This window comes from Streptomyces erythrochromogenes (genome assembly GCF_040684695.1).
Lineage (GTDB): Bacteria > Actinomycetota > Actinomycetes > Streptomycetales > Streptomycetaceae > Streptomyces > Streptomyces erythrochromogenes_C.
Genome location: NZ_JBFBGM010000019.1, coordinates 72,937 through 85,178, shown reverse-complemented (window position 1 = coordinate 85,178; position 12,242 = coordinate 72,937). Strand labels below are relative to the sequence as shown.

Annotated in this window: 12 protein-coding genes; 5 read left to right on the top strand and 7 right to left on the bottom strand. The window is 73.7% G+C overall.

What is annotated here, in order from left to right:
- Positions 1-81: 81 nt before the first annotated feature.
- The 3 genes from AB0O53_RS25745 (at position 82) to AB0O53_RS25735 (ending at position 2,591) form a co-directional block, all read left to right on the top strand.
- Positions 82-357 carry a hypothetical protein gene (locus AB0O53_RS25745; protein ID WP_350995528.1) on the top strand — a complete coding sequence of 92 codons (276 nt, stop codon included), beginning with the start codon at positions 82-84 and terminating at the stop codon, positions 355-357.
- An 88-nt stretch (positions 358-445) separates the two neighbouring features.
- Complete coding sequence (locus AB0O53_RS25740; RefSeq protein ID WP_350995526.1) at positions 446-1,645, top strand: NAD(P)/FAD-dependent oxidoreductase; 1,200 nt, start codon at positions 446-448, stop codon at positions 1,643-1,645.
- A gap of 10 nt (positions 1,646-1,655) precedes the next feature.
- The gene (locus tag AB0O53_RS25735) at positions 1,656-2,591 is read left to right on the top strand and encodes a sigma-70 family RNA polymerase sigma factor (protein ID WP_365198544.1); all 936 of its coding nucleotides are present in this window, start codon (positions 1,656-1,658) and stop codon (positions 2,589-2,591) included.
- Positions 2,592-2,657: 66 nt separating this feature from the next.
- Here the strand turns inward: AB0O53_RS25735 and AB0O53_RS25730 are convergent, their stop codons facing one another.
- From AB0O53_RS25730 to AB0O53_RS25720, 3 genes are all read right to left on the bottom strand, one after another.
- Entirely contained in the window at positions 2,658-3,293 is a 636-nt protein-coding gene (locus AB0O53_RS25730; RefSeq protein ID WP_350995519.1) for a carbonic anhydrase, read from the bottom strand.
- A 43-nt stretch (positions 3,294-3,336) separates the two neighbouring features.
- Positions 3,337-3,981: an L-threonylcarbamoyladenylate synthase gene (locus AB0O53_RS25725; RefSeq protein WP_350995517.1), complete on the bottom strand. Its 645-nt coding sequence runs from the start codon at positions 3,979-3,981 to the stop codon at positions 3,337-3,339.
- A gap of 231 nt (positions 3,982-4,212) precedes the next feature.
- Complete coding sequence (locus AB0O53_RS25720) at positions 4,213-5,328, bottom strand: AI-2E family transporter (RefSeq protein ID WP_350995515.1); 1,116 nt, start codon at positions 5,326-5,328, stop codon at positions 4,213-4,215.
- Between the two features lie 151 nt (positions 5,329-5,479).
- On the opposite strand from AB0O53_RS25720, the gene AB0O53_RS25715 reads away from it, so the two are divergent.
- Positions 5,480-5,626 (top strand): hypothetical protein, encoded by a 147-nt coding sequence (locus tag AB0O53_RS25715; RefSeq protein WP_350995513.1) that lies wholly within the window; start codon positions 5,480-5,482, stop codon positions 5,624-5,626.
- 74 nt (positions 5,627-5,700) lie between these two features.
- Here AB0O53_RS25715 and AB0O53_RS25710 read toward each other — a convergent pair whose 3' ends face one another.
- The 4 genes from AB0O53_RS25710 to AB0O53_RS25695 form a co-directional block, all read right to left on the bottom strand.
- Positions 5,701-6,669 carry an MASE1 domain-containing protein gene (locus AB0O53_RS25710; RefSeq protein WP_350995930.1) on the bottom strand — a complete coding sequence of 323 codons (969 nt, stop codon included), beginning with the start codon at positions 6,667-6,669 and terminating at the stop codon, positions 5,701-5,703.
- A 93-nt stretch (positions 6,670-6,762) separates the two neighbouring features.
- Positions 6,763-7,581, bottom strand: a complete 819-nt coding sequence (locus AB0O53_RS25705) for a PP2C family protein-serine/threonine phosphatase (RefSeq protein WP_350995511.1) — start codon at positions 7,579-7,581, stop codon at positions 6,763-6,765.
- A gap of 120 nt (positions 7,582-7,701) precedes the next feature.
- Positions 7,702-9,321, bottom strand: a complete 1,620-nt coding sequence (locus AB0O53_RS25700; RefSeq protein WP_350995509.1) for a sulfatase family protein — start codon at positions 9,319-9,321, stop codon at positions 7,702-7,704.
- Between the two features lie 191 nt (positions 9,322-9,512).
- Positions 9,513-10,232, bottom strand: coding sequence for a hypothetical protein (locus AB0O53_RS25695; RefSeq protein ID WP_350995507.1), 720 nt, complete (start codon positions 10,230-10,232; stop codon positions 9,513-9,515).
- Positions 10,233-11,312: 1,080 nt separating this feature from the next.
- On the opposite strand from AB0O53_RS25695, the gene AB0O53_RS25690 reads away from it, so the two are divergent.
- Entirely contained in the window at positions 11,313-12,044 is a 732-nt protein-coding gene (locus AB0O53_RS25690) for a DUF1775 domain-containing protein (RefSeq protein ID WP_350995505.1), read from the top strand.
- Positions 12,045-12,242 lie beyond the last annotated feature (198 nt).

The following is a 12,242-nucleotide window of genomic DNA, read 5'->3' as shown; positions in this document are numbered from 1 at the left end:
GCTCGTCTCCGCGCCGCCGACCGCCTCCGTGGGACACTGGAGTGCCGGCGGACTCATGGCGGTCACCCTTCCGGAGGCGGCATGGCGGTCACCCTGCTCACCGTGGCGATCATCGTGGCCGCCCTGGTCATCAGGACCGCGGTCGCGGAGCTGCGCGCCCCCGGGAGCACGCGCGGACAGCGGGCCTTCCTGACCGACCGGCGCGCCTGGGCGATCGGAGTCGGCACGGCCGTGGTGCTCGGCGCCTTCGGATGGGCCACGGCCGGCCCCACCGCCGCGCTCTGGGCGGCACTCGCAGGCCTCCTCGTCGCCTCGCTCACCGCCACCGGTGCCGGCACCGGCGAGAAGGACGACTGAGTCTGTGAGCCACGTCACATCCGCTTCCTGTCAGCAATCGGGGCGGCGTCCCGTTCAAGGGGCACGCGAACGAGACAGGAGCAACGCCATGAAGCACCGCATCGTCGTACTCGGCGCCGGATACGCCGGGGCCTACGCCGCCGGGATCCTGGCCCGCAGGCTCTCCTCCGCCGACGTCGAGATCACCGTCGTCAACCCCGTGCCCGACTTCGTCGAGCGGATGCGGCTGCACCAGCTCGCGGCCGGCCAGGACCTCGCGGTGCGCGGGCTCGCCGATGTGTTCGCCGGCACCGGGGTCCGGCTGCACCTGGCGCGGGTCACCGGCGTCGACCCCGTACGCGGAACGGTCGCCGTGACCGGCGAGAACGGCGACCGCGAGCTCGCGTACGACACGCTCGTCCATGCGCTCGGCAGTGCCGCCGCCCGCCACGACGTGCCGGGCGTGGCCGAGTACGCCTTCGACGTGGCCGGACGGCCGTCGGCGCTGCGGCTGCGCGAGCGGCTGTCCCGCCTCGGCGCGGGCGGCACCGTGCTGGTCGTCGGCGAGGGGCTGACCGGCATCGAGACCGCCACCGAGCTCGCCGAATCCCGGCCCGACCTCTCGGTCGCGCTCGCCGCCCGCGGCGAGCCGGGCGCCTGGCTCTCCCCGGGGGCCCGCCGGCACCTGCGCCGGGCCTTCGACCGGCTCGGGATCACCGTCCACGAACACACCCGCGTCGAAGCCGTCGAGCCGACCCGGGCGTTCACCGTCGGCGGTATGGCCCTCCCCGCCGACGTGACCGTGTGGTCCGCCGGGTTCGCGGTGCACCCCGTCGCGGCCGCGGGCGGCCTGGAGGTCACCGGGACCGGCCGGATCGTCGTCGACCGCACCATGCGCTCGGTCTCGCACCCGGAGGTGTACGCCGTCGGTGACTGCGCCCACGCGATCGGGGACAACGGCCGGCCACTGCCGATGTCCTGTGCCTCGGCCGGGTTCACCGCCACGCAGGCGACCGCCGCGATCATCGCGCGGCTCACGGGCGCCGAGGTCCCGACCACCGGGCTGAAGTACCACGGCAACCACATCAGCCTGGGGCGGCGGGACGGGATCTTCCAGATGGTGGACGGGGACGTCCGGCCGAAGGCCTGGTACCTCGGCGGCCGGACCGCCGCCCGGTTCAAGGCGGGTGTGCTCATGGGGGCCGGTTTCGGCATCGCCCACCCGACCTTCGGCGTGCCGCAGCGCCGGCACCGCCTCGCCGCCGCGGCCGGCGCGCCCGACCGGACCGGTGCCCGGGCCGCCGCATAGGCTCATCGGCATGGACATGGCAGCGATCGATCGGTTCGAGGCCGGCCGGGGCCGGCTGGCCTCGCTCGCCTACCGCCTGCTCGGCTCGGCCGCCGACGCCGAGGACGCGGTGCAGGACGCGTTCCTGCGCTGGCAGGCCGCCGACCGGCAGCACATCGACGTGCCGGAGGCCTGGCTGACCAAGGTCGTCACCAACCTCTGCCTCGACCGGCTCCGCTCGGCCCGGGCGCGCCACGAACGCGCCGTCGGGGAGTGGCTGCCCGAGCCGCTCCTCGACGGCGACCCGATGCTCGGCCCCGCCGACACCTTCGAGCAGCGCGAATCGGTGTCCCTGGCGGTGCTGACCCTCATGGAACGCCTCTCGCCGGTCGAGCGGGCCGCCTACGTCCTGCGCGAGGCCTTCTCGTACCCCCACGCGGAGATCGCCGGGATCCTCGACATCACCGAGTCCGCGAGCCAGCAGCACGTCCACCGGGCGAGACGCCGGATCGCCGCCGAGCGTCGTGGCGGCGGCGAGGTGGACCGGGCCGCCGCGCGGCGGATCGTCGAGGAGTTCCTGACCGCCGCCGTGTCCGGGCGCACCGAACAGCTGGTCGCGCTGCTCACCGCCGACGCGACCGCGGTCTCGGACGGCGCCGGACTGGCGAAGCGGCTGCTGCGGCACCGGACGCCCGAGCGCATCGCCTCGTCCGTACGGGCCGGTTTCCGGCCCACTGACGCGAAGCGGCGGATGGCGGGCGGCTCCCCCGCCTTCCACATCGCGTGGGTCAACGGCTCCCCGGCCGTCCTCGCCGTGGTCGGCGACCGGGTCGTGGGCGCCGTCGCGTTCGAGGTCACCGACGGGAAGGTCGCCTCCCTGCGCGGCATGGCCGCCGCGCACCGGATCGCGCGCCTCGGTGAGACCTGGGCGCGCCACGGGGCCGGGGCGCCGGCCGCGACATGGTGACCGGCCGACGCCCGGCGGACGCCGCTGCCCGCCGGTGGCGTTCGGGCGTCCGGGGAACCGCAGGGGTCAGGCCGGCACCTCGTGGGCGAGTCCGCGGGTGGTGACGACCTGGGCGCTGCCGTCGGCCAGGCGGTAGGACAGGCCCACCACGGCGGCGCGCCCCTGCGCGACCTGGTCGGCGAGGACGCGGGAGCGGTCCAGGAGCAGGTCGACGGTGTGGCGTATGTGCTCGGCGATGATGTCGTCCTCCTCGGTGAGTCCGGCGGCGCGGGCGGCCAGCACACTGGGGGTGACGCGCTCGATGACGTCGCGCACGTAGCCGGTGGCGCCGACGCCGTCCGTCAGGGCCGCGCGGGTCGCGGCGACCGCACCGCAGGTGTCGTGGCCGAGCACGACGACCAGCGGGCAGTCCAGCACGCTCACCCCGTACTCGATGCTGCCCAGGACCTCGGCGCCCGCGACGTGGCCCGCGGTGCGGACGACGAAGAGGTCACCGATTCCGCGGTCGAAGATGATCTCGGCGGCGAGCCTGGAGTCGGAGCAGCCGAAGAGGACGGCGAAGGGACGCTGGGCCGGAGCGGTCTCCGTGCGGCGAGCGGCGTCCTGGTTCGGGTGTTCGGGCGCGCCCGCGGTGAAGCGCCGGTTGCCGGCCAGCAGCAGCTCGAAGGCCTCGGACGGGGTGGGTGACAGGGAGGTACTCATGACCGCAGGCTACGACGCCGCCCGGACCGCCACCCGCCGAGGGTCACATCTCCAGCAGATCGGGGACGACGGCGCGCAGGGCCCGGGCGCTGATGGCGCCGGCCCGCTTGAGGACCGGTGCCGGGCCCGTGAGGTCGACGATCGAGGAGGCGACGGCGGCCTCGGTGGGCCCGCCGTCGAGGTAGACGGAGACGGAGTCGCCCAGCATGCCCTGCGCGGCGTCGCAGTCCTGCGGGGAGGGCCGGCCGGTCAGGTTGGCGCTGGAGACGGCCATCGGCCCGGTCTCGGAGAGCAGCGCGAGGGCGACGGGGTGGGAGGGCATCCTGACGGCGACCGTGCCGTTGGTCTCCCCCAGGTCCCAGGTCAGCGAGGGCAGGTGGCGGGCGACCAGGGTCAGTCCGCCCGGCCAGAACGCCTCCACCAGGGCCCACCCCTGCTTGGGGAGATCGGCCACCAGGTCGTGCAGGGCGTCCGGGGAGGCGACCAGGACCGGTGAGGGCATCGCGCGGTCGCGGCCCTTGGCGCCCAGCAGCCGGTCCACCGCGTCGGCGTTGAAGGCGTCGGCACCGATGCCGTAGACGGTGTCGGTCGGGAGTACCACGAGCTCGCCCCGCCGTACCGCCAGGGCGGCCGAACTCAGGCCGTCGGCCCGGGTCGAAGCCGTCGAGCAGTCGAATCGCATGGCCATGGCCGATCTCCATCCCACCGGGCTCTCGGCCCGCACCTGCCGGGTTACTGCGGCAGGCTACCGGAACGAGCCGCCCCGCCGAGCCGCACAGCCGTACGAGCGCCCCTGACCAGCCACTTCGCGGCGGCAGGGGGTGCACCCGAGGAGCGGGGCGTCACCTCCGCGAGCTCTGCTTCCCCCGATCGGGGGAAGCAGAGTCCCCACGGAGCCGTGCCCTGCCGCGTCCCGGTCCTATGACGCGGCGGGAGCCGGGGAGAGCCGGTCGCCCGCTTCCGGCTCGTGCGGTGGTTCGCTGAGCTGGTCGCGCAGGTAGTTCCAGACGACCGCGATGAGCGCGGCGATCGGTACGGCGAGCAGGGCGCCCACGACACCGGCGAGGCTGCTGCCCAGCGTGACCGCCAGCAGGACCACCGCCGCGTGGAGACCGAGGCTGCGGCTCTGGATCATGGGCTGGAAGACGTTTCCTTCGAGCTGCTGCACCGCGACGATGATGGCGAGGACGATCAGCGCGTCGGTCAGGCCGTTCGACACCAGCGCGATGAGGACCGCCACCAGGCCGGCGAACAGGGCGCCCACGATCGGCACGAACGCGGAGACGAAGGTCAGAACCGCCAGCGGCAGCACCAGGGGCACGCCCACGATCCACAGGCCCAGGCCGATGAAGACGGCGTCGAGGAGTCCGACGAAGGCCTGGGAGCGGACGAACGAACCGAGGGTCTGCCAGCTGCGCGCGGCCACGACCGGGACGTCGGTGGCGAGGCGGCCCGGGAGTTGGCGGGTGAGCCACGGCAGGAAGCGGGCGCCGTCCTTGAGGAAGAAGAACATCAGGAAGAGCGCCAGGACGGCGGTGATCAGACCGTTGAAGATGGTGCTGACCCCCGTGACCACGGTGGAGACCGCGGTGCCGACGCTGTTCTGGAGGCGGTCCATCGCGGCCTTGGAGGCACCGCTGATCTGGTCGTCGCCGATGTTCAGCGGCGGCCCGGCCGCCCACTCCCGCAGCCGCTGGATGCCCGCGGTGACGCCGTCGGCCAGTTCACCCGACTGGGAGGCCACGGGTACGGCGATCAGGGCCGCGATGCCGGCCGCCACCAGGAGGGACAGCACGGTCACCACCGAGGCCGCCAGCGCGGCCGGCCACCCCCGTCGACGAAGGAAATCGGCCAGGGGCCAGGTCAGGGTGGTGAGGAACAGAGCGACTATGAGGGGCCAGACGACCGACCACATCCGGCTCAGGAGCCACAGGGCCACCGCCGCCATGACCAGGACCACCAGCAATTCGGCGGACACGCGCGCCGACGTACGGAGCGCGGCAGCAGCCTTTGCGGAACTCAGATTGGCAGACATGGCGTCACCTTATGCACCCCCGGATCGGACGTGAGCAGGACTCGGCCCGGTCGGCAGCGGGCCGTGGGCACATTCGGCCCGCGGCCACCGTTTGGGGGGAGGATCCCGGGGCACGCGGCCAGGCAGCCGATCGACCACCCAGGGAGGGCTCATGTCCGGACTCTTCGCAAAGATCAAGCAGTTCAGCCGCAGCCCGCAGGGGCAGCGGACGATCTCCTCACTGCGGCGCACGGCTTCCGACCCGCGCAAGCGGGAACAGGCCCGCGGCATGCTCAGGCGCCTTCGGGGCGGGCGCTGACCCCGGCGGCCGCCTGGGCGGCCGCGGGCCTCGCGGGCGCACTCACCGGCGCGGGATGACGCCCCGCCGGGCTCTCATGGCGGCGGGTCCTTCTCGGGCGGGTACTCGTACGACTCGGGTCCGGGCTCCATCCGGGACACCATCTCCGCGAGCCGCGCGCAGACCCGTTTGATCTCCTCGTGCGTCGTGTCGCGTTCGGTGATGACGGCCGCGAGGAGGAGTGCCGTCAGGGCCGTCGTGCCGTTGAAGGCCTGCAGCGTGACCATGTTCGCGAAGACGTCGTCACTGGCGAACGGGCCTCTTTCGGCCGCGGCGGCCATGATCGCCAGCGTCGACACGACGAGGGCGCACGGCGCGGCGCCGGCCAGCCGGAAGCGGAACGCCGCCCAGATCAGGAACGGCGAGACGAGGAAGAGCAGGTTCGACTCGGGCGTCCGCGTCGCCACGAGCGTGACGAGGACCGTGCCCAGCGCCAGCGCCACCGCTTCGAGCCACCGGCCGGGCCCCGCCCGCGACGGCCACCGGGCCCGGCGCAGCACGAGCAGGAACGGTGTGACGACCAGGATCCCCATCGCGTCCCCCGTCCACCACACCGACCACGTCGGCCAGAAGTCGCCGGCCTCCAGCGCTCCGGAGAGGACCAGCACGCCGCTGCCGACGGTCGAACTGATCAGCATCCCGGCGAGCGCGCCGAGGAAGACCAGGGCCAGTACGTCCCTCAGCCGGTCGAGTTCGTTCCGGAACCCGGCTCGGCGGAGCATCAGACAGGCACAGACCGGCGCGAGGGTGTTGCCCGCGGTGATGGCCAGTACGGAGAGAAGCGACGGCCCGAGCACCACGTTGACGAGGAACGCGCCGAGCGCGATGCCCGGCCAGACGCGCAGCCCCATCATGAGCAGCGCGGCGAGCGCCACGCCGGTCGGCGGCCACAGGGGGGTGACCTGGTCACGTACCAGCTGGTGGAGGAGGCCGATCTGCGCGGCCGCGTAGTAGACGGCGGCGACGGCGAGGACGCGCAGCGCGGTGGACCCGAGAGGACCCATCGCTGCGCTGCGCACGACAGCAGTGTGCGCCCAGTTCCGGCCACCGGCGACCCCAGTCCCGCCCCCGGCGGTGCCGGCCCTGCGGGCGGCCCCCTAAGGGCCGTCGTAGCGGACGACGAGGACCGCGGCATCGTCGCGGTGCCCGGTCAGGTCGGCCACCCGCACCACCGCGGAGGCCAGCACGTCGGGATCCGCGTCGAATCCGGCGCGCACCAGGGCCGCCACCTCGGCCAGTCCGGACTCCATCGGGTAGTGCGGGCCCTCCACCACTCCGTCGGTGAGCAGGACAAGCACTCCCGCCTCGGTCAGACGCCGGTGGGTCACCGGATACCGCTCCCCCGACACCACGCCGAGCGGCGGCCCGCCACGGTCGAGCGCCACGCCGTGCCGGCCCCCCGCCGTGGCCCACACCATCGGGACGTGGCCGGCCCTGGAGGCCGTGAGGTCGCGGCTGGCGGGATCGAACCGGAGGAAGCAGCACGTCGCGAACCGGCCGCAGCCCATGGCGATCAGCAGGTCGTTGGCCCGGCCCAGGACCTCTCGGGGGTCGCTCGTCGCCTGTGCGAGGGCGCGCAGGCTCGTCCGCACCTGTCCCATGAAGGCGATGGCCTCCACGTCGTGGCCCTGCACGTCGCCGACCGTGAGACCCAGTGACCCGTCGTGCATGACGAAGGCGTCGTACCAGTCGCCGCCGACCTCCAGGCCGCCGCGCGACGGCGCGTACCTGGCGGCCAGGTGCAGCCCGGGCAGGTCCGGCAGCCCGGGCGGAAGCATGTGGCGCTGCAGGGCCGCGGCCAGCTCGACCCTGGCCCGCTGGTACTCGACCCGGTCCAGGGCCTGGTCGACGAGCTGCCCGAGGGCGACCAGAAGGTCCTGCACGCTGTCGGGCGGATCGGGACGGCGTCCGCGCATCACGGCTCCTGGCTCTCCCGCGGCCTTCTCGTTTCACCCTAGTCGCTCCCGCCGCGGGCCTCCACAGAGTGGGCGGCGGGCGGCCGGAGCGGATGCCGGTGGGGCTGGAGTGGCGGGGTTTCAGCGTCCTTGCCGTGCCAGGGTCTCGGGGCGCGCGTCGTCGCCGTGCCAGAGGGGCCAGCCGAGCAGCCGGGGCCGTTCGGGGACCCAGGCGTGGGTGTCGGTGCCGATCTCGGCGTCGATGAGGTCCTCCAGGAGGCCCCGGTAGCGCTCGACGAGCCCGCGGTGGGCGGGGTCCGCGGCGAGGTTGTGCATCTCGGCCGGGTCCTGCTCGCGGTCGTAGAGCACGACGTCGTTCGCCGCCAGCAGGGCTTCGATGCCGGCGGGGCGGTTGGGGTTCAGCGGGGAGAAGTAGCGGCCGAAGGTGTAGCGCTCGTCGGAGTAGGCGCGCAGGAAGCCGCGCTTGTTCCAGTCGGGGCGAAGGTCTCCGGCGGCGACGCGCCGCGGCGCTTCGGGGTCGGCGAACTCGGCCCAGAACGAGGCGTCCAGCATCATGATCGACTCCACCGCGTTGAGGATCCCCTTGCGCACGGGGCGTCCGTGGAGTGCCGGCATCAGTGAGCGGCCCCTCAGGGCCGGGTGGCGGGTCGCCGTCTCGGCGGCGTCCAGTCCGGCGATCTCCAGGAGGGTGGGCGCGATGTCGACGGAGGAGGCCAGCGCTCCGGTGCGGGCTCCGCCGGTCAGGTCGGGGTGGGCGATGATGAAGGGGACGTGGAAGTTCTCGTCGTAGATGAGGTTGCCCTTCTGCCGCAGGCCGTGGGATCCCGCCATCTCGCCGTGGTCGGAGGTGAAGACCACGACGGTGCGGTCCGCCTGGCCGGACGCCTCCAGCGCGTCGAGGACGAACTCGACGCTGCGGTCCACGTCGCGGATGGCGTTGAGGTAGAAGTTCAGGCCGTCGTACCAGTGCTGGTCGCCGGCGACCGGTCCGAAGACGGTGTCGAGCATCCTGGCGTACTCCCGCACGGCCGGAGCCGCGCCCGCCAGGTCGTCGTACAGGCTGGCGGGCAGGTCGAAGTCCCAGCGCCGCCGGTAGACGGGGACGTCCGCCGCGGCGCGGGCGACGACGGCGTGGGCGAGGCCGGGCGGCAGCCGGACCTGGGACCGGCTGCCGTAGTCGAAGCTCATGATGTCGTGCGGGTTGACGAAGTTGACGGCCATGAACCAGGGCTGGTCCCGCGAGACGACCGGTGCCCGGTTGCGCAGCCAGCGCACGGCCTGGCCGGCGATCACGGGGTCGAGTTTCAGGCCCGCCCACGCGCCGCCGTCGATGTCGCCCCAGTCGTTGAACTCGCTGAACCCGTACGGCTCCAGCGCGTCGGTCGTGGGCCCGGGCCGCTCCGCGGTGACGTAGCAGTTCGACAGGTGCCACTTGCCCTGGTAGGTCGTGTAGTAGCCGGCCGACCGCAGCATCGTGCCGAGCGTCCCCAGCGCGGGGTCGAGCGGGCGGATGTACGGCATGTTGTCGTTGTCGTAGATCTCGGTGAGGGGCACGTGCTGCCCCGTGTAGAGGACGGACCGGGCCGAACTGCACTGCGCGGAGGCGGTGTAGTAGCGCTCGAAGGTGGTCCCGCGCGCCGCGATCCGTTCCCGTGCGGGCAGGGAGAATCCCGGCGGGTGCGGAAGGGAGAAGCGTTCCTCGTCGGTGACGACCAACAGGATGTTGGGGCGTTCGAACATGCCCTGCCCTTCGCTCACCGCACGCGGTCGGGGGATGCGGCGGTGGGATACCGCCTCGCGCGCGGACCGGTACGGATGCCTCCGAGCGTAGGCTCGGCGGCCGGCCGGGGCCGGTCAGGACGCGGCCGAAGGCGACCGGACGGGTGATCCCGGCGGCCGGGGGGGGCGGACGCGGGCGTGTTCCCGGAGCCTCAGGCCAGGACGTTCACGGCCCGGGCGACGACGAGTCCCAGGATGATGAGCGAGACGAGGGACTGGAGGGTCATGACGCATTTGGCCCAGGGCGCGAGCGGCATCACGTCGGTGGGGCTCAGCGCGGTGGAGTTGGTGAACCCGAGGTAGAGGTAGTCGACGTAGTGGGGGCGCCAGTTCGGGGGGCTCACGTCGGGGTTGAGGTGTTGGGGGAAGGCGAGCGCCGGGGAGCGGGGCATGTGGTGGGCCCGGGCGGCCGGCCCGCCGCTGTCGAGTTCGAAGTACAGGAGGGAGAAGGCGAGGACGGTGGAGGCCCACACGCTGCCGCCGGCCAGGAGGAGGGCGCCGGCGGAGTTCGTCTCGGTCCCGCCGTGGATGAGGTCGTCGATCAGCTGGAGGGTCGACCAGATGGCGCTGCCCGCCAGAACGACGACCAGGGCGATCGACACCGCGCGCAGGACGGTGGAGCGGCGGCTGATCCGACCGGGGTCGCCCGCGATCAGTGCCACCAGCAGCAGTGCTTCGGCGAGCGGGAGCGCCCACCGCGGTCCGAGCCGCAGGTCGTCGGGAAGGAGCAGGGTGAGCACGGCGGAGGCGATGACCGCTGCGGCCATCGGCCAGCGGCTCTCGGCGCGGACGGCGGGCTCGGGCGGCCGCTCCGGCTCCGGCTCCCGCGGATCGCGCGGTCGGTCGGTGTCGAGGGGGTTCGGTCCGGTCACGGCCTACCGCTTCCGGGGCTCGGTGGCGGTTCGGATCGGCCTGCCCGGCACGGTCGTACGGCGGCGGGCGTGGCGGAGGCGGCCGGTCGCCCGTGCGGTGGGTTCCATCTGCTGCTCGCTCCTCGTCGGTGGAGGCGTACGGGGCGCCTGCCTGCGACGACGGCTCCCGGATCTCTCGCTCCGGGTGACGCGGGGCGGGACCGTGGATCAACGGTAGACCGGGGCGGGAAGGCCGACCGGGCCGACGAGCGCGACACGCACCGCGTTCACACGCATGCCGGGACGCCGGACCCTTCGGGACCCTGCCGGGCTCGGAAAACTGCTCCGCAATTGACAGTTGGGGACCGGCCGAACCGGCGTGCGATGGATGATGACCCCGACATGGCCGGAACCGGAACCCGTGCAGGGACGCGCTCGCGTCCGCGGCCCGCGTGGCGCAGCGGACGGTGGCTGCGGGCTGCCCTGTTCGCACAGCTCAGTTCGGCGTTGGCCGTCGTGGGCCATCACCTGGCCTCGCAGGACCCGGTTTCCTGGCGGCGGGCGACGGCCGGGGCGCTGGCCGTCTTCGCCCTCTCCTGGCCGGCGGCCCGTACGCCCCTGCCCGCTCGGCACGTTCTGGCGGCCACCGGGTTGGCTCAGCTCCTCCTGCACCGGGCCCTGTCCCTGCCCGCACACGTCCACGACGGCGTGGCGGAGAGCGGGCACACGGCGCACCGCGGAACGTGGGCCATGACCGTCGCCCACTGCGTGGCCGGGTGCGTGATGGCCCTGCTCATGCACCGGGCGGATCGGGCGTTGAGCCGTCTACCGGAAGCGGTGGGGCGCTGGGCGCAGGCGGCGGTCGCGGCTGCCGTCGTGGCGTTCGGCGTCCGACGCCGGCCTCGGATCCCGCCTGCCCCGCGGAGCGTGACCGCCGCGCCGGGCGGGGCTCCGGCAGGACCGACGGTGGCGACGATGCTCTGCCACGCGGTGGTGCGCCGGGGGCCTCCTGCCGCACGCGCAGGAGACGTTCCCCTGATTCCTGCGGCCCCTTCACCGGAAGGTGAGGTCCGGCCCGCGTACCGAGAGGGTTCCTCCATCATGAACAGGTCACACACCCGGCTCCGTCTCCTCAGGCCGGCTTTCACGGCCGTGTGCGCCGCGGTGGTCGTGGGCGTGGCGGCCGGGCCGGCCGCCGCGCACGCCGGGGTCACCGCCTCCGACCCGCGCGCGCTCGCCGAGAACGTCACGCTGTCCTTCACCTCCGAGGCGGAGTCGGACACCGCCGGCATCGCGGAGTTGCGCGTCGTACTCCCCAAGGGCATCGCTCCTGACGCGGTGACGCTGGGGGACGCTCCCAAGGAGTGGAAGCTGACGGCCACGCCCGACGGCTACGCCATCGGCGGCCCGGCCCTGGCCACCGGCACCGACGCCGAGTACAGCATCACCGTGCGCCAGCTGCCCGACGAGAAGTCCCTGGTGTTCAAGACGTTGGAGACCTACGGCGACGGGAAGATCTCCCGCTGGATCGAGGTGCCCGCCGACGGCGAGAAGGTCGACAACCCCGCCCCCGTCCTGCAGCTGAAGGCGGCGGCCCCCGGAGCCAAGCCCCTCGCCCCGAGCCCCTCGCCGTCCGCGACCCCGGGCAGCGCCCCGCCCCCCGAGCAGTCGGCTGCCCCCTCGGCTCCCGCCGCGTCCGCGGGCGCGCGGGCGACGAGCGCGGAGGAGGCCGGCAGCGGTACCGGCACCACCGTCGGTGTGGTCGCCGCCGCGCTGGTGCTCGTCGCCGCCGGTGCCTTCTGGTGGATGCGCCGCAGCCGTAGCGGGGCCTGACCGCACAGGCCGGAGCCGGCGCCCGCCCGGCAGGTGCGGTGCGCCGGCCCCGGCCACGAACCGGTGCTGCGGGGTCCGGGCTGAAGGTTGACCCGTAAGCTCCGCCGCGCTTCCGCCTGCCCGGCAACCGCAACGGCTGCCGCGCTTTCTCACGGATGAGGAACTGGAAGGTCCCGCGGGACTGCCGCCTGTGCGGAG